20 protein-coding genes are annotated in these 23,606 nt (G+C 60.8%); 10 read left to right on the forward strand and 10 right to left on the reverse strand.

The annotated features are described in order from the left end of the window. Positions 1–16: 16 nt before the first annotated feature. Positions 17–1,012 carry an ArsR/SmtB family transcription factor gene (locus WH299_RS12760; protein WP_122729567.1) on the reverse strand — a complete coding sequence of 332 codons (996 nt, stop codon included), beginning with the start codon at positions 1,010–1,012 and terminating at the stop codon, positions 17–19. A 259-nt stretch (positions 1,013–1,271) separates the two neighbouring features. Between WH299_RS12760 and tkt the strand changes: the two genes are divergently transcribed. From tkt to fba, 6 genes are all read left to right on the forward strand, one after another. Beyond that, positions 1,272–3,269 (forward strand): transketolase, encoded by a 1,998-nt coding sequence (gene tkt / locus WH299_RS12765; RefSeq protein ID WP_028618256.1) that lies wholly within the window; start codon positions 1,272–1,274, stop codon positions 3,267–3,269. A 159-nt stretch (positions 3,270–3,428) separates the two neighbouring features. Then, on the forward strand, positions 3,429–4,484 hold the full coding sequence (gene epd, locus WH299_RS12770; RefSeq protein ID WP_122729565.1) for an erythrose-4-phosphate dehydrogenase: 1,056 nt from the start codon (positions 3,429–3,431) through the stop codon (positions 4,482–4,484). Positions 4,485–4,501: 17 nt separating this feature from the next. Beyond that, positions 4,502–5,665 carry a phosphoglycerate kinase gene (locus tag WH299_RS12775; RefSeq protein ID WP_025857657.1) on the forward strand — a complete coding sequence of 388 codons (1,164 nt, stop codon included), beginning with the start codon at positions 4,502–4,504 and terminating at the stop codon, positions 5,663–5,665. 29 nt (positions 5,666–5,694) lie between these two features. Then, positions 5,695–5,922, forward strand: coding sequence for a hypothetical protein (locus WH299_RS12780; protein ID WP_016977755.1), 228 nt, complete (start codon positions 5,695–5,697; stop codon positions 5,920–5,922). A gap of 47 nt (positions 5,923–5,969) precedes the next feature. Beyond that, a complete protein-coding gene (locus WH299_RS12785) occupies positions 5,970–6,305 on the forward strand; it encodes an MliC family protein (protein WP_016977756.1) in 336 nt (111 codons plus the stop codon). Positions 6,306–6,429: 124 nt separating this feature from the next. Then, the gene (gene fba, locus WH299_RS12790; RefSeq protein ID WP_003177554.1) at positions 6,430–7,494 is read left to right on the forward strand and encodes a class II fructose-bisphosphate aldolase; all 1,065 of its coding nucleotides are present in this window, start codon (positions 6,430–6,432) and stop codon (positions 7,492–7,494) included. A 57-nt stretch (positions 7,495–7,551) separates the two neighbouring features. Here fba and WH299_RS12795 read toward each other — a convergent pair whose 3' ends face one another. Continuing rightward, a complete protein-coding gene (locus tag WH299_RS12795; protein ID WP_339550429.1) occupies positions 7,552–8,217 on the reverse strand; it encodes a polysaccharide lyase family 7 protein in 666 nt (221 codons plus the stop codon). A gap of 310 nt (positions 8,218–8,527) precedes the next feature. On the opposite strand from WH299_RS12795, the gene WH299_RS12800 reads away from it, so the two are divergent. From WH299_RS12800 to WH299_RS12810, 3 genes are read left to right on the forward strand one after another with little or no spacing between them, the layout of a single operon-like run. After that, a complete protein-coding gene (locus WH299_RS12800) occupies positions 8,528–10,633 on the forward strand; it encodes a putative bifunctional diguanylate cyclase/phosphodiesterase (protein ID WP_339550431.1) in 2,106 nt (701 codons plus the stop codon). Between the two features lie 41 nt (positions 10,634–10,674). Further along, positions 10,675–11,163, forward strand: a complete 489-nt coding sequence (locus WH299_RS12805) for a M48 metallopeptidase family protein (protein ID WP_339550432.1) — start codon at positions 10,675–10,677, stop codon at positions 11,161–11,163. A 29-nt stretch (positions 11,164–11,192) separates the two neighbouring features. Continuing rightward, on the forward strand, positions 11,193–11,489 hold the full coding sequence (locus tag WH299_RS12810) for a winged helix-turn-helix domain-containing protein (protein ID WP_016977764.1): 297 nt from the start codon (positions 11,193–11,195) through the stop codon (positions 11,487–11,489). On the opposite strand, the gene WH299_RS12815 is transcribed toward WH299_RS12810, so the two are convergent. Next, a complete protein-coding gene (locus WH299_RS12815; protein WP_028618252.1) occupies positions 11,480–11,938 on the reverse strand; it encodes a GNAT family N-acetyltransferase in 459 nt (152 codons plus the stop codon). The two genes, WH299_RS12810 and WH299_RS12815, sit on opposite strands and share 10 nt — an antisense overlap. 201 nt (positions 11,939–12,139) lie before the next feature. Here WH299_RS12815 and WH299_RS12820 point away from each other — a divergent pair, with 201 nt between their 5' ends. Further along, entirely contained in the window at positions 12,140–12,877 is a 738-nt protein-coding gene (locus WH299_RS12820) for a substrate-binding periplasmic protein (protein ID WP_122729555.1), read from the forward strand. A gap of 4 nt (positions 12,878–12,881) precedes the next feature. Here WH299_RS12820 and yccS read toward each other — a convergent pair whose 3' ends face one another. The 7 genes from yccS to WH299_RS12855 form a co-directional block, all read right to left on the reverse strand. After that, positions 12,882–15,065 (reverse strand): YccS family putative transporter, encoded by a 2,184-nt coding sequence (gene yccS / locus WH299_RS12825; protein ID WP_323622861.1) that lies wholly within the window; start codon positions 15,063–15,065, stop codon positions 12,882–12,884. A 206-nt stretch (positions 15,066–15,271) separates the two neighbouring features. Then, entirely contained in the window at positions 15,272–16,450 is a 1,179-nt protein-coding gene (locus WH299_RS12830; RefSeq protein ID WP_028618249.1) for an NAD(P)/FAD-dependent oxidoreductase, read from the reverse strand. A 151-nt stretch (positions 16,451–16,601) separates the two neighbouring features. Next, entirely contained in the window at positions 16,602–17,939 is a 1,338-nt protein-coding gene (gene dbpA, locus WH299_RS12835; RefSeq protein ID WP_233081520.1) for an ATP-dependent RNA helicase DbpA, read from the reverse strand. A gap of 130 nt (positions 17,940–18,069) precedes the next feature. Continuing rightward, entirely contained in the window at positions 18,070–19,497 is a 1,428-nt protein-coding gene (gene mdtD, locus WH299_RS12840) for a multidrug transporter subunit MdtD (protein WP_126569527.1), read from the reverse strand. A gap of 37 nt (positions 19,498–19,534) precedes the next feature. Then, on the reverse strand, positions 19,535–20,383 hold the full coding sequence (locus WH299_RS12845; protein WP_078050507.1) for an alpha/beta fold hydrolase: 849 nt from the start codon (positions 20,381–20,383) through the stop codon (positions 19,535–19,537). A 286-nt stretch (positions 20,384–20,669) separates the two neighbouring features. Continuing rightward, positions 20,670–21,986, reverse strand: coding sequence for a TldD/PmbA family protein (locus tag WH299_RS12850; protein ID WP_339550435.1), 1,317 nt, complete (start codon positions 21,984–21,986; stop codon positions 20,670–20,672). Further along, positions 21,986–23,428 carry a TldD/PmbA family protein gene (locus tag WH299_RS12855; protein WP_339497821.1) on the reverse strand — a complete coding sequence of 481 codons (1,443 nt, stop codon included), beginning with the start codon at positions 23,426–23,428 and terminating at the stop codon, positions 21,986–21,988. Before WH299_RS12855 ends, WH299_RS12850 begins: the two co-directional genes overlap by 1 nt. Positions 23,429–23,606 lie beyond the last annotated feature (178 nt).

Genomic DNA, 23,606 nt, shown 5'->3' on the forward strand with positions numbered 1-23,606 from the left:
GATGTTTTCCTGATATTTACCGATGGTGAGTGTCGCCAGCCGGCCGCTGAAAATGGCGGACCTGGATCTGGAAACCATTACGTAAACCTACATAGAGGCTTTCCCCGGGAACAAGTCCCGCAGCGGTGGCCCAACGGGCCAGATCATCCTGTTCAAAACCCAACCAGAGATCACCGCAGGCCTCCCTGGCCCAATTCTGGTTGTGGCTGCATAAATCCGTAACCAACAGGCTACCGCCGGGGTGCAGCAGCCCGGCCATTTGCTTGAGGGCGTCGGCGGGGGCGGCGAAATGGTGCAAGACCATGTTCAACACCACGCAGTCGGCCTTTAAGTTTGTGCCGTTCAGTGCGTCGGCCAATTGGAGGCTGACGTTGCCCAGCGACTCACGCTCGCAGAGTTGGCGCGCCAGCTCGAGCATCGCCGGACTATTGTCCAACGCTGTGACTTGCTGAAAGCGCCGTGCCAGCTCTGGCAGGAAACCGCCGTCGCCAGGGCCGACTTCCAGTGCCGTGGCGTCATCACTGAAGCTCAATTTGTCGAGCAGCGCCAATACGCTGTCGCGGTATTGGGCAAGGCCAGCAATCAGGTCTTGCTGGGCGCGAAATTTCTCGGCAACCCGTGCGAAAAAATCCTGGCTGGCGGCGGCGCGTTGTCCATGCACCTGGCCGATACGCGACTGTACGTCGCCCGGCAGGCTCAGGTTATCCACTTCTTCAAGCAGGGCTGCGTGCAGTTTGCCGCCCAGCAGCTCGGTATGGGGCAGCGCACGGCGGTAGAAAATCGCATTGCCTTCACGGCGGGTAGCCACCAGGTCGGCCTGGGCCAGCACCTTCAAATGGTGGCTCATGCCGGATTGGCCGATGGCAAAGATCTGCGCCAGTTCCAGTACGCCGAAGGAATCGTTGGCCAGTGCGCGCAACACGTTCAAGCGCAACGGGTCGCCAGCGGCCTTGCACAAGGCTGCCAGTTCATCGCCGTCGTCGGGGCGCAGTGAGGGCATGGGTAGATTCATAAGGCCAGCAGTCTAGTGACGGGCGGAATGCATCGCAAGGCCAATATCAAAAAGTTTTGATATTGATCGATAAGTGGCGGTTATAAGCCGCCGCTATAACCTTTAGACGAACCGGCTAAAGGTTTCTGCAAGGGATTGATGCCCAAAGCACAGGAAAAACGTCCTCAAGTGACTATCTGTCATTGCCCGCAGGCGGTGGCTGAGGGAAAATGCCGGTCCTTTTTTCCGTTTCTTTTCAGCAAACCCCAGGAGATCAGCGATGCCCAGCCGTCGTGAGCGTGCCAACGCCATTCGTGCCCTCAGCATGGATGCCGTGCAAAAAGCCAACAGCGGCCATCCCGGTGCCCCGATGGGCATGGCGGATATCGCCGAGGTGCTTTGGCGTGACTACCTGAAACACAACCCGAGCAACCCGTCGTTCGCCGACCGTGACCGCTTCGTGCTGTCCAACGGCCACGGTTCGATGCTGATCTACTCGCTGCTGCACCTGACCGGCTACGACGTCACCATCGACGACCTGAAAAGCTTCCGTCAACTGCACAGCCGCACCCCGGGCCACCCGGAATTCGGCTATACCCCAGGCGTCGAGACCACCACCGGTCCCCTGGGTCAAGGCCTGGCCAACGCCGTTGGCTTCGCGCTGGCTGAAAAAGTCCTGGGCGCGCAGTTCAACCGCCCTGGCCATGACATCGTCGATCACCACACCTACGTGTTCCTGGGTGATGGCTGCATGATGGAAGGCATTTCCCACGAAGTCGCTTCCCTGGCCGGCACCCTGGGCCTGGGCAAGCTGATCGCGTTCTACGATGACAACGGCATCTCCATCGACGGCGAAGTCGAAGGCTGGTTCACCGATGACACCCCTAAGCGTTTCGAAGCCTACAACTGGCAGGTGATCCGCAACGTCGACGGCCACGATCCGGAAGAGATCAAGACCGCCATCGACACCGCCCGCAAGAGTGCGCAGCCGACCCTGATCTGCTGCAAGACCACCATCGGTTTCGGTTCGCCGAACAAGCAGGGCAAAGAAGACTGCCACGGCGCCCCCCTGGGTGACGCGGAAATCGCCCTGACCCGTGAAGCCCTGAAGTGGAACCATGGCCCGTTCGAAATCCCGGCCGACATCTACGCCGAATGGGATGCCAAGGAAAAAGGCCTGGCCACCGAAGCCGAGTGGGACCAGCGTTTCGCGGCCTACTCCGCCGAATTCCCTGAGCTGGCCAATGAGCTGGTGCGTCGCCTCGCGGGTGACCTGCCTGCCGACTTCTCGGAAAAAGCCTCGGCCTACATCGCTGAAGTCGCGGCCAAGGGCGAAACCATCGCCAGCCGTAAAGCCAGCCAGAACACCCTGAACGCCTTTGGCCCGCTGCTGCCGGAGATCCTCGGCGGTTCGGCTGACCTGGCCGGCTCCAACCTGACCCTGTGGAAAGGCTGCAAGGGCGTGTCGGCGGAAGACGCCAGCGGCAACTACATGTACTACGGCGTACGTGAGTTCGGCATGAGCGCCATCATGAACGGCGTATCCCTGCACGGCGGCCTGGTGCCTTACGGCGCGACCTTCCTGATGTTCATGGAATACGCCCGCAACGCCGTACGCATGGCCGCGCTGATGAAGAAGCGCGTGATCCACGTCTACACCCACGACTCCATCGGCCTCGGTGAAGACGGCCCGACGCACCAGCCGGTCGAGCAACTGACCAGCCTGCGCACCACGCCGAACCTGGATTGCTGGCGCCCAGCCGACGCGGTGGAATCCGCCGTGGCCTGGAAGCACGCCATCGAGCGCAAGGACGGCCCTTCGGCGCTGATCTTCTCGCGTCAGAACCTGCAGCACCAAGTGCGTACCGACGCGCAGATCGCCGACATAAGCCGTGGCGGCTACGTGCTCAAGGACTGCATTGGCGAGCCGGAGCTGATCCTGATCTCCACCGGTTCCGAAGTGGGCCTGACCGTTCAAGCCTATGACAAGCTGACTGCCCAAGGTCGCAACGTACGCGTTGTGTCCATGCCGTGCACCAGCGTGTTCGAAGCCCAGGACGCCGGCTACAAGCAATCGGTGCTGCCGTTGCAGGTCAGCGCGCGCATCGCCATCGAAGCGGCGCATGCCGACTACTGGTACAAGTACGTGGGCCTGGAAGGCCGCGTGATTGGCATGACCACCTACGGTGAGTCGGCGCCGGCGCCAGCGTTGTTCGAAGAGTTCGGTTTCACCCTGGAAAACATCCTGGGTCAGGCTGAAGAGCTGCTGGAAGACTAAAGCGCGAACGCGGCGGTCAACTGGCCGCCGCACCCCTTGTAGGAGCTGGCTTGCCAGCGATGGCGTCCGTCCAGCCAACATCCATGTTGAAGCTGATGGCCTCATCGCTGGCAAGCCAGCTCCTACAATGGTTTGTGTCGCCCATAATGCGAGAACCCCATGCCTCAACCGCGTCCCTACAAAGTTGCACTCAACGGCTACGGCCGCATTGGTCGTTGCGTCTTGCGTGCTCTGTTCGAGCGAGGGGCGGCGGCCGGGTTTGAAATTGTCGCGATCAATGATTTGGCCGACATGGCCAGCATCGAATACCTGACACGCTTTGACTCCACCCACGGTCGCTTCCCCGGCGAAGTACGGGTCGAAGGCGATTGTCTGCACATTAATGGCAACTGCGTGCAGGTCTTGCGCAGTGCCACCCCCGAAGACATCGACTGGAAGGCATTGGGCGTCGACCTGGTGCTGGAATGTTCTGGTGTCTATCACACCCGTGCCGACGGCCAGCGTTTCCTCGACGCCGGCGCACCGCGTGTGCTGTTTTCCCAGCCGATGGCCAGCGAGGCGGATGTCGACGCCACCATCGTCTACGGCATCAATCAGGATTGCCTGACCGGCGATGAGCTGCTGGTGTCCAACGCTTCTTGCACCACCAACTGCAGCGTGCCGCTGTTACGCCTGCTGGATCAGGCGATTGGCCTGGATTATGTGTCGATCACCACGATTCACTCGGCAATGAACGACCAGCCGGTGATCGACGCCTATCACCACGAAGACCTGCGTCGCACGCGTTCGGCGTTCCAGTCAGTGATTCCGGTGTCCACGGGCCTGGCTCGCGGTATCGAACGACTGTTGCCGGAACTTGCCGGGCGAATCCAGGCCAAAGCCGTACGGGTGCCGACGGTGAACGTGTCCTGCCTGGACATCACCATGCAAACCGTCAGCGACACCGATGCGACAGAGGTCAACCGGATCCTGCGCGACGCCGCCACCAGCGGCCCGCTCAAAGGCCTGCTGGCCTACACCGAGTTGCCGCACGCCAGTTGCGATTTCAACCATGACCCGCATTCGGCAATTGTCGATGCCAGCCAGACCCGCGTTTCCGGCCCGAGGCTGGTGAACATCCTGGCCTGGTTCGACAACGAATGGGGCTTTGCCAACCGAATGCTGGATGTTGCGGAACATTATCTGCACATCGCCTCTAAACAACCTCAACAGTAATTCAGGAACTGCGACCCATGACCGTGTTGAAGATGACCGACCTCGATCTGCAAGGTAAGCGCGTACTGATCCGCGAAGACCTCAACGTCCCAGTCAAGGACGGTGTTGTCACCAGCGATGCGCGAATCCTGGCCTCGCTGCCGACCATCAAGCTGGCCCTGGAAAAAGGCGCGGCCGTGATGGTCTGCTCCCACCTGGGTCGTCCGACCGAAGGTGAGTTCTCCGCCGAAAACAGCCTCAAGCCTGTCGCCGATTACCTCAGCAAGGCCCTGGGCCGCGACGTGCCGCTGGTGGCTGATTACCTGGGCGGTGTGGACGTGAAAGCTGGCGACATCGTGTTGTTCGAAAACGTACGCTTCAACAAGGGCGAGAAAAAGAACAGCGACGAACTGGCCCAGCAATATGCGGCGCTGTGCGACGTGTTCGTGATGGACGCATTTGGCACCGCTCACCGTGCTGAGGGCTCGACCCACGGCGTGGCCAAGTTCGCCAAGGTTGCCGCCGCTGGCCCGCTGCTGGCTGCTGAGCTGGACGCACTGGGCAAGGCGCTGGGGGCTCCGGCTCAGCCAATGGCTGCCATCGTGGCCGGCTCCAAGGTGTCCACCAAACTGGACGTGCTCAACAGCCTGAGCCAGATCTGCAACCAGTTGATAGTCGGTGGCGGCATTGCCAACACCTTCCTGGCCGCAGCCGGTCACCCGGTGGGCAAGTCCCTGTACGAACCGGACCTGCTCGACACGGCCCGTGCCATCGCCGCCAAAGTCAGCGTGCCATTGCCGGTCGACGTAGTGGTCGCCAAGGAATTTGCCGAAAGCGCCGAAGCCACCGTCAAGCTGATCGCTGATGTGGCCGCCGACGACATGATCCTGGACATCGGCCCACAAACCGCAGCCAACTTCGCCGAACTGCTGAAAGCCTCGCAGACCATTCTGTGGAACGGTCCAGTGGGTGTGTTCGAATTCGACCAGTTCGGCAACGGCACCAAAGTGCTGGCCAAGGCCATCGCAGAAAGCTCGGCCTTCTCCATCGCCGGCGGCGGCGACACCCTGGCAGCTATCGATAAATATGGCGTTGCTGACCAAATCTCCTACATTTCTACCGGTGGCGGCGCATTCCTTGAATTCGTCGAAGGCAAAGTTCTGCCGGCCGTGGAAGTGTTGGAAACCCGAGCCAAAGGCTGAGGCTCGTGATCCGGAAAAGGAGTATTCCCATGATCAAGTCGTTGGCAATGGTGATCGCAGCGGGCCTGTTGGCCGGCTGCGGCAGCACGCCAAACGCAGAGCCGGACGCTGGCAAGCCTGCGGCACAGCAGAAAAAGAGCTGCTACCAGGCGGACTGGCAAGCCGAGACCATGCCGGTGATCAACAAGCGCATCGGCAACGAACGGCTGGAGAAATACGACGCCGCGCCCAACGGTCAGGAACAGGGTTGCCCTTGACGGGTCTGATCAACTGGCGGCCATCGGTCGCCTCACGAGGATTGGCAATGAAAGGCGTTTTCGCCCTGGCAGCCCTGGCCCTGTTGGCCGGCTGCAGCAGCATGAACATGTTCAGCAACAAGGCAGAAACTGCCGACAAGTGGACCACTTGGACCTGCGACAGCAAAGCCGAGGTGAACTGGCGCTTTGCTAATCAGGCCAAATCCGAGGTGGATGTCCGTTTGGGCGGTTCCGATCAGGTTTACCGCCTCAAGCAGGACGTTGCCGCCTCGGGCGTGCTGTACAGCGACGGCCAATTGGCGTTTCACACAAAAGGTGAGGAAGGCCTGGTTTACTGGGTTGCCACCGATGATTTGATCGGGCGCGGCTGCAAAGCGCAGTAAGCCTGACAGCAATAACGATTCAGCAGGCCAGGTATTGAAAGCCTGGCCGGCAATAACTTGAATAGCAGCCGCCGCTACGGCAGGCTTGCACGATTAACGACCCTCGACCGGGAGAGACAACACAATGGCACTTATCAGCATGCGTCAAATGCTGGACCACGCAGCCGAGTTCGGCTATGGCGTCCCAGCCTTTAACGTCAACAACCTTGAGCAGATGCGCGCCATCATGGAAGCCGCTGACAAGACCGACTCCCCCGTGATCGTCCAGGCCTCGGCCGGTGCCCGCAAATACGCCGGTGCCCCGTTCCTGCGTCACCTGATCCTCGCCGCAATCGAAGAATTCCCGCACATCCCGGTGTGCATGCACCAGGACCACGGCACCAGCCCTGACGTGTGCCAGCGCTCCATCCAACTGGGCTTCAGCTCGGTGATGATGGACGGTTCCCTCGGCGAAGACGGCAAGACCCCGACCGACTACGAGTACAACGTACGCGTCACCCAACAAACCGTGGCCATGGCCCACGCCTGCGGCGTATCGGTTGAAGGCGAGTTGGGCTGCCTGGGTTCTCTGGAAACCGGCATGGCCGGCGAAGAAGACGGCATCGGCGCCGAAGGTGTGCTGGATCACAGCCAAATGCTGACCGACCCGGAAGAAGCCGCGGACTTCGTGAAAAAGACCCAAGTTGACGCCCTGGCCATCGCCATCGGTACCAGCCACGGCGCTTACAAGTTCACCAAGCCGCCTACCGGCGACGTGCTGGCCATCGACCGCATCAAGGAAATCCACAAGCGCATCCCTAACACCCACCTGGTGATGCACGGTTCTTCCTCGGTCCCGCAAGAGTGGCTGGCGATCATCAACCAGTACGGCGGCGACATCAAAGAAACCTACGGCGTGCCGGTTGAAGAAATCGTCGAAGGCATCAAGTACGGCGTGCGCAAGGTCAACATCGACACCGACCTGCGCCTGGCGTCCACTGGCGCGATGCGTCGCCTGATGGCCACCAACCCAAGCGAGTTCGACCCGCGTAAGTTCTTCGGCGCGACCGTGACCGCGATGCGTGATGTGTGTATCGCGCGCTACGAGGCCTTTGGCACTGCCGGCAATGCTTCGAAGATCAAGCCGATCTCGTTGGAAGCGATGTACCAGCGTTATTTGAAAGGTGAGTTGAACGCCAAGGTGAATTAAGCCTCAGCGTTTATATAAAGAAGCCCGCAGCGATGCGGGCTTTTTTGTGGCTGCAATTCAGTCGTGGTCAATATCCAACTTGGCAAACGTCACCCGTGCGCCTTCCTTGCTATCCCCACTGTTGTCCTGCACATAGGCGCCTGCCTTGAAGTACAACGGCTTCGCCCCCCACGCGGCACCAATACGTTCATTCCACTCACCATCCGCGGCATACACACTGAGCAGCCCGGCTTTGTTGAGGTTGATCACGTAGGTAAAGCTCTTCTCCAGCGGCACGTTCGACGCCACGATGATCACCTGTCCTTCATCTTCATCCGGGCGCATGCGCACTTTGGCGACGATATTGCCGGTCTGGGTCTTTTCCTTGAATTGATACTCCAGCTTGATCAGGGGTTTCTGGCTGTCATAGGCGTGGATCTGCCCGATGACAATCTTGCCGGTGGAAGGCACCTGATTGACCTCCAGCGTGGCGCGCAGGAAGTTGTCCGCGTCGGGGTAGGTCCAGTTGCGCAGCCGCCCATCGGCGTAGGTTTCACGCAATTCGCTGCGCGGGTACACGGCATTCTCGGTGCGAGTGCCGGTGACGGGTGTCCAGAATTGCACGTTGCTGCCTTCGGCCTGGAAATACTGGTCTTTGAAGCCGTTCATCAGCTTCGGGGTGTCGATGGTCGCGGGCGGGGAGCCTACTGGGATGCTGAGGTTCCAGGTGGAAAGGTCGATCATGGCATTTGCCTTTTTACAGAAGGTGAAGGCTTTGGCCCGTGGGCCAGACAGGTTCTTTATAGGTGGTGTTAACCGTCTTGTTAAACGTTTGCTGGCAATTTATTGGCGTCAAAGGAATGCCAAAAAGCCATGTTTCCCGTGAATCGTGGGCTGTAGCGGTTGACCGTTAGTCGGCTTCCTGAAAATTGGCGCAATGATGGCACTGCCGTTACTTCTGCTTTTTTGGAACCGGGGCTAGAGTGAGGCCTCAGCGTTTGTCCGGGTTTTCTCTCAGAATTGACCGGAGTGGCTCCCAAGGAAGAGACGTAGCATGGAATGCGCTCCACACCACGGCGATGGCAGTTCGGTTCTTCTGGTGGTCGATGACTACCCGGAAAATCTCATCAGCATGCGTGCGCTTTTGCAGCGCGAAGACTGGCGGGTGATTACCGCAGCTTCCGGCCTGGAAGCCTTGGAGCTACTGCTCGCTCACGAAGTCGACCTAGTGTTGCTGGACGTGCGGATGCCCGGCATGGACGGTTTTGAAGTGGCACGGTTGATGCGTGGCAGCCAACGCACACGCATGACGCCAATCATCTTCCTCACGGCCAACGCCCAGTCGCCCGCAGCGGTGCTGGAAGGCTATGCCAGTGGTGCCGTCGATTATCTGTTCAAGCCGTTTGACCCGAATATCCTCAAGCCCAAGGTCCAAGCCCTGTTGGAGCACCAGCGTAATCGCCGTGCCTTGCAGCGCCTGAGTCATGAACTTGAGTCCGCCCGTGCCTTTAATGCCTCGGTGCTGGATAACGCCGCCGAGGGCATTCTGGTGGTGGGCGAGGGCAGTGTGATCGAGTACGCCAACCCGGCTATTTCGCGGCTGCTGAATGCCACCATGACGGAATTGCAGGGAGAGAGCTTCCTGAGTTTTCTGCAAAAACCCCATGTGCCGGCCTGGCTGGGGTTCGCGATGTTCGAGGCGTACCGCAAAGGCGAAACGTGGCGCCAGCATGACGCCATTTTACGCACCGGTCGCGGTCAGCAGGTGCCGGTGGCGCTGTCTTGCGCGCCGTTGCCTGTCGAGCAGAAGGCCATGGTGGTGACGGTGCTGGACATGTCCGAAGTGCGTCATCTGCACCAGCAACTGGAGTTCCAGGCCGTCACCGACCCGTTGACCGGGTTGTTGAACCGGCGTGGTTTCCACCAGGCAGCAGAGAACACATTGCTGCGCAGCGAGCGTAATGAGCTATCTCTGGTGTTGCTGTATCTGGACCTGGATGGCTTCAAGCGGGTTAATGACTCGTTGGGACATGACGCAGGTGACCGGGTGTTGCGCTGGGTATCGGAACAGATGCAGGCCTGTTTGCGATCTGGCGACATGCTCGGGCGCATGGGTGGGGATGAATTCACGGCATTGCTGGAACTGGAATTCCCGGAGCAAGCCGCGAAGATTGCGGAAAAACTGATCGAACGAGTGTCGGTGTGCCAGCAGATCGACGGCCTGGATGTGATGCTGGGGGTCAGCATCGGTATCGCCACGTTCCCGGATTGTGGCTCGGACCTGAACGGCCTGCTGCGCGCCGCTGACATTGCCATGTACGAAGCCAAGCGCGCTGGCCGTCAGCAATATCGCTATTACGACCAGGAAATGAACGGCCGCGCCCGCTCGCGCCTGATGCTCGAAGACAGTGTGCGCACGGCGATTCAGAACAAGGATTTCACCCTGGTCTATCAGCCTCAAGTTTCTCTGGAGGACGGCCGCCTGCGTGGCGTTGAAGCGCTGTTGCGCTGGCAGCATCCGAGTGTTGGCGATGTGCCGCCGGGGTTGTTTCTGCCGTTGCTGGAAGAGGCGCGGTTGATCAGCCAGCTCAGCACCTGGATTTATCAACAGGTCGCCGCGCAGCGCCAAGTGTGGCAAGCAACGTTTGGTGATGAGCTGGTGCTGAGCGTGAGCCTCTCCAGCAACCAGTTCAATATGCCCAACCTGGCCAGCCAACTGCAGCAGGTGATGGAGCGACATGGGTTGCAGGGGCGACAGTTGGAGGTGGAAATCAGCGAAGACTGCCTGATGAGTAACCTGGAGGAGTCGACCAAGCAGCTCAAGCTGTTGCGCCAGATCGGCGTGCGCATTGCCCTGGATGACTTTGGCCTGGGCAATTGCTCCCTGGCGCATCTGCGCGATCTGGCGTTCGATACGCTCAAGCTCGACCCGCAATTGGTTGCGCGCCTGCCGGGTTCCGCGCGCGACGCGGTGATGGCGCGCAGCATCATTGAGCTGTGTGGGCATTTTGAGGTTGTGGTGGTGGCTGAGGGCGTCGAAACCCAGGAGCAAGCCCAATGGCTCAAGGCCAACGGTTGCCCGTTTATCCAAGGCCCTTTGGCGGCGCAGCCGTTGATGGCCGAGGAAGTGACGCACTGGTGCCGCGCCCGTCTGGGCTGAATTCGTTACACTGACGGCCATCCGAACCTGTTGCAGACCCCATGACCGCGCTGAAATACCTCCAGGCCTATCCCGCCGCCCTCCAGGAACAAGTGCGCCAACTGATTGCCAAGGACCAGTTGGGTGCCTATCTGGAACAACGTTATCCCGAACGCCACGCCGTACAGAGCGACAAGGCGCTGTACGCTTACGCCCTGGCCTTGAAGCAGGAACACCTGCGCAACGCGCCGGCCATCGACAAGGTGTTGTTCGATAACCGCCTGGACCTGACGCACCGCGCCCTCGGCCTGCATACCACGATCTCCCGGGTGCAGGGCGGCAACCTCAAGTCGAAAAAAGAGATTCGCATTGCCGCGCTGTTCAAGGAGGCCGCGCCGGAGTTTCTGCGCATGATCGTCGTGCACGAACTGGCGCACTTCAAGGAGTCGGACCACAACAAAGCGTTCTATAAACTCTGTGAGCACATGATGCCGGGCTACCATCAGGTGGAATTCGACCTGCGCGTCTACCTCACGTACCGCGACCTGTAGGGCAAACCCTGACCACAAGGCGACCGACCATGGATGTGAGCAAGACCAAGAGCAGCTTCTACCGCCGCCTGTATGTGGCTTACCTGATCGATAGCGGGCAGGCCAGCAATGTCCCGGCGTTGACCGACGTTACCGGCATGCCCCGGCGCACGGCGCAGGACACGATTGCGGCGTTGGCCGACCTGGATATCCTGTGTGAATTCGAGCAGGAGGACGGTGCCCGCAACCACGCCGGGCACTATCGGATTCGCAACTGGGGAGCGATCGATCGGCGCTGGATCGAAGCAAATCTGGCGCAGATCAAGCAGGTGCTGGGTTACCCCTGACCTTTTCGCATGCCAATGTGCGGAATGTCATCCTCAAGGTATTCCTCACCCGCCACCACAAACCCATAACGCCCGTAGTAGCCCTGCAGATGCGCCTGGGCTGACAGGAATATCGGTGTTTCAGGCCAGATGTCCTCAATCCGCTTGAGTGTTTCTTCCATCATCCGATGCCCCAACCCGGTGCCACGCGCCACCGGTGCCACAATCACGCGGCCGATCACTACGTCACCGCCTTGAGTCTCTGGGTCCAACAGGCGTAGGTAGGCCACCAGTTGGTCGTCCTGCCAGGCCATCAAATGGTGGGTGTCGCCGGAAAGATCCTGCCCGTCGAGATCCTGGTAGACGCATTTCTGCTCGACAACGAAGACCTCGTTGCGCAGGCGCAGGATGGCGTAAAGCTGCTCCTTGCCCAGGTCATCGTGGTGCTTGCAAACCCATTCAACGGTCATGGCATGTTCTCTTATAGATGTCTGTTGCGGATAGTAAGCGCGGCAGGCGTTTGTGTCTAAATCGGCTATTTTTGTGAGTGAAATCAAATTGCCATCATTGAGTGCGCCCTGCGCCGGTTTCTTTGTGTAATCTGAGCTACTGTTAGAACCTCAGGCCCCGCCTGAGCTAAGGCCACCGCCTGCCTGCCAAGGATTTTGAGCATGCCGCGATTCTCTCGTGCCGTTGCTTTGATTGGAGTGTTGCTACTGGTTCAGCCAGCGTTCGCGCAACGTCTGCGCCTGGTAGCGGATGCCTGGCCACCCTTTACCGACGCCACCTTGATCAATGGCGGGCTGGCCACCGATATCGTCAGCACTGCCCTGGCCCGCGCGGGTTATGCCAGTGACTTCGAACAGGTGCCTTGGGCCCGGGCGTTGATGGGCGTGGGCGACGGTCGTTATGACGTTTTGGTGAACGCCTGGTATGACGATGCGCGCACGCAGTTGGGGCAATTCTCCGACGAGTACCTGCTCAACCGCGTGCGTTTCATCAAGCGGCGTGACGATCCCATTGAATTCCAGAACCTTGAGCAACTGCACGACTACCCCATCGCGGTGGTGCGTGGGTATGCCTATTCATCGGCGTTCGATGGCGATGCGCAGTTGCAGAAAGTGCCGGTGCACAATTTCGCCATGGCGGTGCGCATGCTCGCGGCGCAGCGGGTTCGGCTTACGGTGGAGGACGAATATGTTGCGCGTTATTACCTGTCGCGTGAATCGACTCGGGTGCGCAATTCGGTGGAGTTTTTACCCAAGCCGTTGAGTGAAAACAGCCTGCATATCCTGGTGAGTTTGAAGAACCCCGAGCATGAACAGATCGTTGCCAGCTTTGATCGAGAGATTGCCAAGATGAAGGCCGATGGCAGTTATGCGCGGTTGATGAAGCAGCATGGGATGTAGCGGCCTAAGCCGCGCTGGTGTCCTTGATCAGGTGCGCCGCCAGCGTGCGCAACGGCCCCAGTTGACGACAAATCAATGCCAATTGCGTCTGCACCAATCGCTGCCCCTCATCGATCTCATCCGGCATCTGTTCCAGGTCGGCTGCCAACGCTTCCTCGGCATCGCTCTGGATCGCAATCGGCTGCTTGTTGGCCAATCCCGTGGCGATTTCATCGATGCTTGCCGCCAAGGTTTTCCCGGCGCCATCGATCAGATGTTCACGCACCTCGGCCGGCAACTGGGTTTCGCGGTGCGCGCCCAGCCCTGACAAATAGCTGAGCAACGTGTGCGACAGCACCAGGAAGCGGAAGCCCACATCCGCCTCCTTACGGAAGTGCCCAGGCTCCATCAACATGTTCGCCAGGGTGGTCGACAGCGCCGCATCGGCGTTGTGTGCATTGCGTCGGGCCAGACGGTAGGCCAGGTCGTCGCTTTTGCCGGCGGCGTACTGCTGCATGATCTGGCGCAGGTAGATGCTGTTGCAGGTCAGGGTGTTGGCCAACACCTTGTTCAAGCGGCGGCCCTGCCAGTCCGGCAGGAACAGGAATACCGCCAGGCCCGCAATCAAGCTGCCGAGCAGGGTATCGAACAGACGCGGCAGGAACAGCCCGTAACCGTCACCCACCTGGTTGAAGCAGAACAACACCATCAGCGTGATAGCGGCGGTGGCCAGGGTGTAGCGGGTGGTGCGGTTGATAAAGAACACCAGGCCGGCGGCGATAGCGAACATCGACTGCACCAACGGGCTCGGGAACAGATCGAACAGCGCCCAGGCCACAGTAAGGCCGATGGCGGTGCCGATGATCCGCTGGCCGAGCTTGCGCCGCGTGGCGCCGTAGTTCGGTTGGCACACGAACAGCGTGGTCAGGATGATCCAGTAGCCTTGGGAGGCGTGAATCGCATGCAACATGCCGTAGCCCACGGTCAGCGCCAGGGACAGGCGCAGGGCATGGCGGAACAGCAACGAGGTGGGCGTCATCTGCGTACGCAGGCGCGTCCACATTTCCTTGAGGTTGCGCGGGGCGCGGTCCAGCAGGTTGCTATCGGTGGCGTCCGCCAGGCTGTCGGGGTTGCTGGCGTCGCCCAGCAGGCGGTCCAGGGTGGACAAGTTGGCCGCCAGTGCGCGCAACGAGCGCAGCAGGCCGCGCCAGGCCGGGTTGCTCTGGATGCGCAGGTGTTCCAGGGAGGCGTTCAGGTCACCCAGGGCCTCGGCGAAGCTGTCGTCATAGATGAACGGCTGGCGCAGCTGGATCGACTCGGCCAGGGCCTGGCACGCCTTGCCCTGCTGGCGCAGCAGGCGCTGGCAACGGAACAGCACATCGCTGTGGAAGAAGGCCTCGGCCAGGGCGTTGTAGGGATAATGGGACGAGCTGGCGCGTTCGTGGATGTCTTGGGCGAGGAAGTACAGCTTGAGGTAGCGGCTGACTTTCGAGCCAGGGCGACCGTTGCCCACGCGGTGCAGGATGATTTCCTTCGCCGCATTCAGCGCGGCCACAACCCGCCCATTTTGCTGGGCCAGTTCCAGGCGACGCGCTTCCACATCCAGCTGGCGAATCGGCTCGAACAACGACGATTTGAGTTTGAGGTACCGCCCCAGCTCGCGAAACAACCGCGCCAGGCTTTGCTGCACCGGCTGGTTGGAAAACAGCGCCTGCCACAGCACCGACAGCGCGCCGTACCAGGCGGCACCGGCCACCAGCAGCAGCGGCTCGTGCCAGAAGTCGGAAACGGCGCCACCGCGCTGGTCCACGCCGATCATGGTGTACACCGACAGGATCAGCGTCGCGGATGCAATCGCGCCATAACGTTCGCCCAAGGCGCCGAGCATGGTCAGGCAGAAGGTGGCCAGGGCCAGGGAGATCGCGAAGATCCAGGGATAAGGGAACAGCAGCTCCACCGACAGCGCGGCGATGCTGAAACACACCAGCGTCACCGCCAGGGCATTGAGACGGCCTTGCCAACTGTCATCGGTCTCGGCCAGGGCGCTGGCGATAATCCCCAGGAACAACGGGATCAGCAGCGTCATTTCATCCTGGTACCAGCACAGCGCCATGCTGCCGGTGAGGGCGATGAACACCCGAATGCTGTAACTGAATTTATCCAGCGCCCACAGGCGCCGCATGGACTGCTTGAACGAGGTCGATGACATGAAGTCTGGAGTCTTCCGGGACGATGCCGCTAAATTGAGCCATCAGTGACGTCACGGCAAGCGTGGCAATCACATCTCATTGCATATTTTTGAGTGCCACCCCAAAACGAAAGTGGGAGCTGGCTTGCCTGCGATGGCGGCGATGAATTCACCACCGCTATCGCAGGCAAGCCAGCTCCCACATTTTGACCGAGTACAGCCTTTTGTCAGGCGTATTGCGCGGCGGCATAGCCGGACGCCCAGGCCCACTGGAAGTTGAAGCCGCCCAGGTGACCGGTCACATCCAGCACTTCACCGATAAAGTACAGGCCGGGGCTTTTCAGCGATTCCATGGTCTTGGACGACACTTCCCGTGTGTCCACACCACCCAGCGTGACTTCCGCCGTGCGATAACCCTCGGTGCCTGCCGGCACCAATTGCCAGTTGCCGAGTTTTTGCGCGATGTCGGCAATTTCGGCGTGGGTGTACTGCTTCATCGGCTTGGACGCAAACCAGGTGTCCGCCAGCAGGTTGGCCATCTTCTTGGTGAAGATCTCGCCCAGCAGGGTTTTCAGCTCGCTGTTGGGACGCTCGACTTGTTGCTGTTGCAGCCAAGTGTGGGCGTCATGGTCGGGCAGCAGGTTGATTTCCACCGTGTCGCCGGATTCCCAATACGAAGAAATCTGCAGGATCGCCGGCCCACTCAGGCCGCGGTGGGTGAACAGGATGTTTTCGCGAAAGCTCTGGCCGTTGCAGCTCACCAGGCAATCCACCGACGTGCCCGACAACTCGCCGCACAAGTCCTTGAGCTGATCGGTGATGGTGAACGGTACCAGCCCGGCGCGCGTCGGCAGCAGTTCGTGGCCGAATTGCTTGGCCACCTGATAACCAAAACCGGTGGCGCCCAGGGTGGGAATCGACAGGCCGCCGGTGGCGATCACCAGGGATTCGCAGCGCAGCTCACCCAGGGTGGTCTGCAACTGGTAGCCGCTGTCGAGCTTGGCGATTTCCTGGATCGATGTGTCCAGATGCAGGCTCACGCCGACCTGGATGCACTCATCGAGCAGCATGCCGAGGATGTCGCTGGACTTGTTATCGCAGAACAGCTGGCCGAGCTTCTTCTCGTGGTACGGCACGCCGTGCTTGGCCACCAGCCCGATAAAGTCCCATTGGGTGTAGCGGGCCAGGGCTGATTTGCAGAAATGCGCGTTATGCGAGAGGAAGTTGGCCGGCTCGGTGTACATATTGGTGAAATTGCAGCGGCCACCACCGGACATCAGGATCTTCTTGCCGGCCTTGTTCGCATGGTCGATCAACATCACCTTGCGCCCACGCCCGGCGGCGGTCAGGGCGCACATCAAGCCTGCGGCGCCGGCGCCAATGATCACAACTTCGGTCGAGCGCAAAACGGTGTCCTCATACATGAATCGATACGATCACTGTAGGAGCGAGCTTGCTCGCGAAAAACGTGAACGAAAACGCGTGTTGTCTGGTTAAACGCGGCGCGCTTAGGTTTTTCGCGAGCAAGCTCGCTCCTACAGGGGGGCGGTGGTGTTCTTACAGGATCCGCACGCGCAACGAACGGCCTTTGATCTTGCCGTCGTTCAAGCGCTGCAACGCCTGCTTGGCGATCCCGCGCTCCACGGCCACGAAGGCCTGGAAATCAAAGATGGCGATCTTGCCGACCTGGGCACCCGGGATGCCGGCTTCTCCGGTCAGTGCGCCAAGGATGTCGCCTGGACGAACCTTGTCTTTACGCCCGGCCGCAATGCACAGGGTGCTCATCTGTGGCAGCAACGGGCCACCGCTTTGCGGCTTGAGGTTGTCCAGTTGATCCCAGTTCAGCGGCGACTTCTGCAGTTGCTCGATGGCCTGGGCGCGGTGCGCTTCGGACGGTGCTACCAGGCTGATGGCGATGCCGGTCTCACCGGCACGACCGGTACGGCCGACGCGGTGGATGTGGATTTCCGAGTCGCGGGCCAATTCGACGTTGATCACCATGTCCAGCGAATCAATGTCCAAACCACGGGCGGCAACGTCGGTAGCGACCAGCACTGAGGTACTGCGGTTGGCGAACATCGCCAGCACCTGGTCACGGTCGCGCTGTTCCAGGTCGCCATGCAGGCCGACGGCGGAAATACCCTTGGACGTCAGGTGATCCACGGTTTCCTGCACTTGCTGCTTGGTGAAGCAGAACGCTACACAAGACGCTGGGCGGAAGTGCGCCAGGACTTTGGTCACCGCGTCCATGCGTTCTTCCGGCGAGATCTCGAAGAAACGCTGCTCGATCTGGTCATCGGAGTGGAACGCTTCGGCTTTCACTTGCTGCGGCGCGCGCATGAATTTGGAAGCAAGCTGCTTGATGCTCACCGGGTAAGTGGCCGAGAACAGCAGGGTCTGGCGGCGCGGCGGGGTCTTGCTGATGATGTCTTCGATGGCGTCGTAGAAGCCCATGTCGAGCATGCGGTCGGCTTCGTCAAGGATCAGCGTGTTCAGGCCGTCGAGGACCAGCGAGCCCTTGCGCAAGTGCTGCTGGATACGGCCCGGCGTGCCGACGATGACGTGGGCGCCGTGTTCCAGGGAGGCGATCTGCGGGCCAAGGGACACGCCGCCGCACAGGGTCAGCACCTTGATGTTGTCTTCGGCACGGGCCAGGCGGCGGATTTCCTTGGCAACCTGGTCGGCCAGCTCACGGGTCGGGCACATCACCAGGGCCTGGCAGCCGAAGTAGCGCGGGTTGATCGGGTTCAACAGGCCGATGCCGAAGGCGGCGGTCTTGCCGCTGCCGGTCTTGGCCTGGGCAATCAGGTCCAGCCCCTTGAGGATCACCGGCAAGCTTTGCGCCTGGATCTGCGTCATCTCGACATAACCCAGCGAGTCGAGGTTAGCCAGCATGGCGGCGGACAGGGGCAAAGTATTAAAAGCGGTGGCGATGGTAGTCACGGGACTGGCTCTGCAAAACAAAATGTCGCGCAGTGTACCAGCCCTGTGGGATTTTCCCCGCAAGTTCTAGACGAGAAGCCTGTTAATGCTCGATATGCTGCTCGGGACTGGCTGCACGCTTGCCGTCTTTTGGCGACAGTTGCAGGAAGATCGCCGCCGCCAGCATCGCCATGATGCCCACCGTGAGGAAGGTCAGCTGGAACGCGCCGAGGACCGTGCTCACGCCGTCATTGCCGGTTTCAGCGGTAAATCCGCCGAGCAGTGCACCGGCGCAGGCGACCCCGAGGCTCAACGACAACTGCGCCACCACCGACAGCAAACTGTTGCCGCTGCTGGCCTGGGCGTCATCGAGATCGATCAGGGTGACGGTGTTCATCGCGGTGAATTGCAGCGAGTTGATCGCTCCCAATACCGCCAGCATGCCCAGTAGCAGCGGGTAGGGCGTGTGTTCCGTGACCAATCCCATGCTCGCCAGCATGATGCCCAGGGCCAGGGTGTTGCCCGTCAGCACGATGCGGTAGCCCAAGCGTTCGATCAGCGGGCGTGCCACGGACTTGGCAAACATCGCCGCCGCCGCCAGGGGCAGCATGCTCATGCCGGCTTCCGACGGTGAATACCCCAGCGCCACTTGCAACAGCAGCGGCACCAGGAACGGCAGGGCGCCGCTGCCCAGCCGCGCGAACAGGTTGCCGAGGATGCCCACGGCAAAGGTGCGGGTCTTGAACAGCACCGGGGAGAACAGCGGGTTATCGATATGCCCGGCGCGCAGCCAATACGCCGCCAGGCACGCGAGGCCGCCGAACAGCAGCAACATCACCCGCAGGTGCGGCAAGTGCAGCTCGCCCAGGCCTTCCATGGCGATGGTGATCAACACCATCGCGGCGCCAAACAGCAGGAAGCCGATCCCGTCGAAGCGCGTGCGTTCACTGCCACGCAGGTCGGGGATGAATTTCCACACGGCGTAGCAGCCGATCATGCCCACCGGCAGGTTGATCAGGAAGATCCAGTGCCACGTCAGGTATTGCACCATCCAGCCGCCCATGGTCGGGCCGAGCAACGGGCCGAGCAAACCGGGAATGGTGATGAAGCCCATGATGCGCACCAGTTCGGAGCGCGGGTAAGCGCGCAGCACCACCAGCCGGCCCACGGGCAGCATCAGCGCACCGCCCAGGCCTTGGATCACCCGAGCGCCCACCAGCATGGTCAAGCTGCTGGACAGCGCGCACAGCAGTGAGCCAATGCTGAACAGCATGATTGCGCCGAAGAAGATTCTCTTGGTGCCGAAGCGGTCGGCGATCCAGCCCGACGCCGGGATCAGCAAGGCGACGGTGAGCATGTAGGCGATCACCACCCCTTGCATGCGCAGCGGGTTTTCCGCGAGGTCCCGGGCCATCGCCGGTAATGCCGTGTTGAGGATCGTCCCGTCGAGCGACTGCATGAAGAAGGCAATCGCGACCACCCAGGGGAGCCAGCGGGCGGTCTTGGCATCGAGCGGGACGCGGTTCGGCATGGAAACCCTTTTTGGTTAGCAGGCTATGTGTTGGCGATTATGCGCCATTCGTCGCGCGTTTTCCCACCAGGAAATCCAGCAATTCACGGTGCACGGCCTCGGCGGCTTCACTGGATTCGAGGTCGAGCAAGTGGCCAGTATGTTCGGCCACAGCAAAACTGCTGCGCCCCACGTATTGCTTGAACAACTGGGCCTCGGCGGCGGGGGTGTATTCGTCCAGGGCGCCGTTGAGGAAGTGCACCGGCGTTTCAATCTGCCGCAGTGCCGGCAGGTAGTTGCCATCGCCCAAGGCCAACACTTGGTGGATATGAAAACGCGCCTGGCGGTATTCGGTGGTGGCCATGGTCGACAGGTGCCGGTGGTTGTTGCGCTTGAGCCGGGGCGACAAATACTTGCCCACGGTTTCATTGAGCAAGTGGCCGACGGCGGACTTGTCGTCCGCTTCGATCAATACGCGTACACGTTCCACATAGTCGAGCATGGCTTGGTTGAGGTTGGGCGCGAGGGCCATCACCACTGAGCTTTCGATGGAGGGTGGGTTGTGCGCCAGGGTCAGCAACGTGGAGATGCCGCCCCAGGAGGCCGACACCAGATGGTTAACCTGGAAGCGCTCGACCAGGGCGCGCAGCATCTGCACCTCGTCGTCCTTGGTCACCAGGTCAAGGTCAGTGTTGTGTTCGCGGGAATAGCCGGAGAACGGCAGGTCGAACAGCAACACATTGAAGTGCTCGGCCAGGCATTTGCTGGTGCGGGCGAAGGAGCGTGTGGTGGACAGCGCACCGTTGACCATCAGGACGGTCTTTTTTTGCGAATCGTTTCCCAGTTGCTCAACATGAACGTTGTAGTGCTTGAACAGCTTTTCAATGACAAAACTTCCATGGTTCATGTCAACGCTCCAGCTTGCCCTTCCCGGGCAAGGTCGTGCTCTCGTGGGTGGGGGGGGCGGGATGCCACTAACCCTTATAACGAGGTTTTTTAAGCGCGACAACTGAGCACGCTGGAGCAAGCGTGAGATGGGATTTAACGGTAGGAAGGATTGAGTCGAGGTGTCGGAAGTAATCGCAAGACAGTGTGGGAGCGGGCTTGCTCGCGAAGGCGGAGCGCCAGCCACCGGATAAGTTGACTGATACGCCGCCTTCGCGAGCAAGCCCGCTCCCACAAGGGTTTTATATTTACAAGGTTAAAGTCAGGCGTTTGACCAAGGCCCCTGGCAACAGATTTGAGGCCGTGTTGCGCTGGCTGTAGGTACTGGCCGACAGCAGCAGTTCCCGATCAGCGGTCAGGGCTTCCAACTGCGCGCCGAGCAGGTTGTAGACGCTGTCATCAAAACGCATGGTGCTGACCGGCGCCTTGATCTCGCCGTCTTCCACCCAGAAGGTGGCAAAGCGCGTCATGCCGGTCAGGCGGGCCGCCGGCAGGTCAGAATAGTTCAGGTACCACAGGTTGCTGATGTACAACCCGGTGCCCAACTGCTTGAGGATATCGGCCTGGGCCAGGCTGCCCGCCGCCATTTGCAAGGCGCTGGGCGATTCATCGCTGCTTGCGCCGTTAGTGCTCAAACCATATTCAGCAGCGCTGCGCGAGTTGATCAATTGGCCGTCGGCTTGCCCCGCCTTGATCAGCGTGACGTCGCCGCGCGGGTAACCTTCGGTGGAAAACGCCTGGCTCAGGGAGCCGCTGATCTGTTCCGCTACTGTCACCAGCGGGCTCAGGGACTGTTCACCGGCATACAGCTTTTGCAGCGAACTGCCCTTGCTGGCGATGGCTTGGGCGGAAAACCCGCCCCAGGTGATGATGCTGATGATTTCTTCAATCGCCGCCGGGGCGAGGTAGGCGCGATAGTGTCCGGGGGCCAGCTTGTGCAGTGGACGGCCAAGGAACTCAAGCTGCTCGCGGGCCTGCTGGAAGCGTGCGGCAAACTCGGCGCTGTCCCAAGTGTGCCCGGCGTAGCTGGCCTTTACCGCTTCACCATTGGCGTGGAACAGACTGAAGTCGAAGTTGAAGCTATTGGCCTGGTGCCAGCCGAAGGCGCCCGACGAACTGGCAAAGCCCCGGCTGATGGGGCCGGCCGCATAAAAGCCGACCAGGTCCACACCTTGGGCGGCCCGGCTGATGTCTTCCAGTACCTGGGCCAGTTCCGGCAGCGGGCGGGTTTGTTCGTTGTTGCTTTGCCAGGCGTTGTGGTTCAGCAGCAGGTACGGGTCTTGTGGCAGCAGCGGCAGGGTTTCGCGCAACTGTTGCAGGCCATCGGCCAAACGCTGGCGGTCCAGCTCGGTCTCGCCGGCAAGGGTGATGCCGAGGTCGGCGTGGCGGCCATCGTTGATCAGTTTCAGGTTGAGGCTGGCCTGTTGCACTTGGCCCGCCTGGCGCACCTTGGCGTGATTGAAGCGCACGAATTCGGACGCTTCATCCGCATAGCCGAGGTGGAATTGTTCATTGTCGGTGATGGCATGTTTGAGCCACTCCACCAATGCCTTGAAGTTGTTCATCAGGCGTCTCCCCCAAATACGTCGACATCACTGAATACGCAGGCCGGCGACGCATGGCCGACGCGGATCACCTGATTGGGTTCGCCTTTGCCGCAGTTCGGCGTGCCCAGGACCTTGAAGGTGCTGGCGTCACCGACCGCGCTGAGGTTGCGCCAGAAGTTGGCAGAAATGGCGCGGTAGTTAGGGTTCTTCACCACACCTTTGAGCTCGCCGTTCTCGATCAATTGACCCCATTCGCAGCCGAACTGGAATTTGTTGCGCGCATCGTCGATGGACCATGAGCGGTTGGTCGACATCAGGATGCCGCTTTCAATACCGCCGATCAGTTGTGCCAGGCTCTTGTCGCCCGCTTCGATGTTCAGGTTGGCCATGCGGTCGATGGGCGCACGGTTCCAACTGCTGGCCCGGCTATTGGCCACGCCGCTCATACCCGAACGGAATTGCGACAGCGCACCGCCCAGCGGTTTGAGCAGCAACCCTTCGCGGATCAGGAACTGCTTGCTGGCGGGCGTGCCGTCGTCGTCATGGCTGTAGCTGGCGAGTTGCTCTGGGATGTCCGGGTCGAACGTCACGTTGAGCAACTTGGAGCCATAGTGCAGATGGCCGAAGTCGCTGGCCTTCACAAAACTGGTGCCGGCGTAATTGCGCTCGTCACCCAGGATGCGGTCCAGCTCCAGCGGGTGGCCGATGGATTCGTGGATCTGCAGGATCATCTGGTCAGGCATCAGCAACAGGTCGCGCGGGCCGTTGGGGGTGTTGGGCGCGAGCAGCAGTTGCAGGGCTTCGTCGGCAATGCGTGGCGCTGCGCCGACCAGGCCGAAGCGGCTGATCACATCAAAGCCACCTTGCTGGCCGAAGTTGCTGCCGCCCAGGGTGCGGCTCTGGCTGTCGTTGCCATCGTAGGCCGTGACATTGACGCCGGGGAACACAAAGCGCTGGGCCTGGCGCAGCTCGGCGCCGGCGTTGTTGAGGTAGATCTGCTCGACGTGGGTCAGGCCGAGGCTGACTTCCCAGCTCACCAGGCGCTCGTCCTTGGGCACAGCGGCGGATTCGTCGCCCAGCAATTGGTAGCAGTCGCTCAGGGACGGGAAAGGCTGATTGAGTTCGGGGGACAGGTAGTCCGCCACATCGCTGGAGACATGTTGGTCACGCAGGTCGAGCAGGGCGTGGGGCTTGATCAACCGGGCTTGCTGTTCGGCACGCTCAAGGGCGGCTTGCAGGCCAGGCAGGGAAATATCGTTGGTCGCCGCGTAGGCTTCCACGCCGTTGAGACGCACGGTGAGCATGGCGCCTTCGTCGTGGTTCAGGTGCGGTGGTTCGGCGACGTTTTTGCGTACGGCCAGGTATTGGCCGGATTCGCGTACGTAGCGCAGGGAGAAGAATTCGGCGCGGGTGCGCAGGGCGCTGAAGTGCTGCTTGAGTGTGGCGTGGTAGTCGAACATGGGGCCTTCCTTGTGGGCGGCTCGTCGCGGGCAGGCAAACAGAGTAGCTGATCAAGGAGGGGTTTTGCATTGGCTGGTCGGGCCTCATCGGGGGCAAGCCCCCTCCCACATTTTTGACCGTGTGAACCCGATCAAGTGTGGGAGGGGGCTTGCCCCCGATGGGAACACCGCGGTGTAT

The sequence above is a fragment of the Pseudomonas sp. MYb541 genome (genome assembly GCF_037479595.1).
Taxonomy (GTDB): Bacteria; Pseudomonadota; Gammaproteobacteria; order Pseudomonadales; family Pseudomonadaceae; genus Aquipseudomonas; species Aquipseudomonas canadensis.

Coding starts and splice junctions, on each gene's coding strand:
- WH299_RS12820 (WP_122729555.1), top strand. CDS start 12,140: ATGCCGCGATTCTCTCGTGCCGTTGCTTTGATTGGAGTGTTGCTACTG.
- WH299_RS12805 (WP_339550432.1), top strand. CDS start 10,675: ATGACCGCGCTGAAATACCTCCAGGCCTATCCCGCCGCCCTCCAGGAA.
- WH299_RS12845 (WP_078050507.1), bottom strand. CDS start 20,383: ATGAACCATGGAAGTTTTGTCATTGAAAAGCTGTTCAAGCACTACAAC.
- WH299_RS12850 (WP_339550435.1), bottom strand. CDS start 21,986: ATGAACAACTTCAAGGCATTGGTGGAGTGGCTCAAACATGCCATCACC.
- WH299_RS12810 (WP_016977764.1), top strand. CDS start 11,193: ATGGATGTGAGCAAGACCAAGAGCAGCTTCTACCGCCGCCTGTATGTG.
- dbpA (WP_233081520.1), bottom strand. CDS start 17,939: ATGCTGGCTAACCTCGACTCGCTGGGTTATGTCGAGATGACGCAGATC.
- WH299_RS12795 (WP_339550429.1), bottom strand. CDS start 8,217: ATGATCGACCTTTCCACCTGGAACCTCAGCATCCCAGTAGGCTCCCCG.
- WH299_RS12775 (WP_025857657.1), top strand. CDS start 4,502: ATGACCGTGTTGAAGATGACCGACCTCGATCTGCAAGGTAAGCGCGTA.
- tkt (WP_028618256.1), top strand. CDS start 1,272: ATGCCCAGCCGTCGTGAGCGTGCCAACGCCATTCGTGCCCTCAGCATG.
- WH299_RS12760 (WP_122729567.1), bottom strand. CDS start 1,012: ATGAATCTACCCATGCCCTCACTGCGCCCCGACGACGGCGATGAACTG.
- WH299_RS12780 (WP_016977755.1), top strand. CDS start 5,695: ATGATCAAGTCGTTGGCAATGGTGATCGCAGCGGGCCTGTTGGCCGGC.
- mdtD (WP_126569527.1), bottom strand. CDS start 19,497: ATGCCGAACCGCGTCCCGCTCGATGCCAAGACCGCCCGCTGGCTCCCC.
- epd (WP_122729565.1), top strand. CDS start 3,429: ATGCCTCAACCGCGTCCCTACAAAGTTGCACTCAACGGCTACGGCCGC.
- WH299_RS12800 (WP_339550431.1), top strand. CDS start 8,528: ATGGAATGCGCTCCACACCACGGCGATGGCAGTTCGGTTCTTCTGGTG.
- WH299_RS12815 (WP_028618252.1), bottom strand. CDS start 11,938: ATGACCGTTGAATGGGTTTGCAAGCACCACGATGACCTGGGCAAGGAG.
- yccS (WP_323622861.1), bottom strand. CDS start 15,065: ATGTCATCGACCTCGTTCAAGCAGTCCATGCGGCGCCTGTGGGCGCTG.
- fba (WP_003177554.1), top strand. CDS start 6,430: ATGGCACTTATCAGCATGCGTCAAATGCTGGACCACGCAGCCGAGTTC.
- WH299_RS12855 (WP_339497821.1), bottom strand. CDS start 23,428: ATGTTCGACTACCACGCCACACTCAAGCAGCACTTCAGCGCCCTGCGC.
- WH299_RS12785 (WP_016977756.1), top strand. CDS start 5,970: ATGAAAGGCGTTTTCGCCCTGGCAGCCCTGGCCCTGTTGGCCGGCTGC.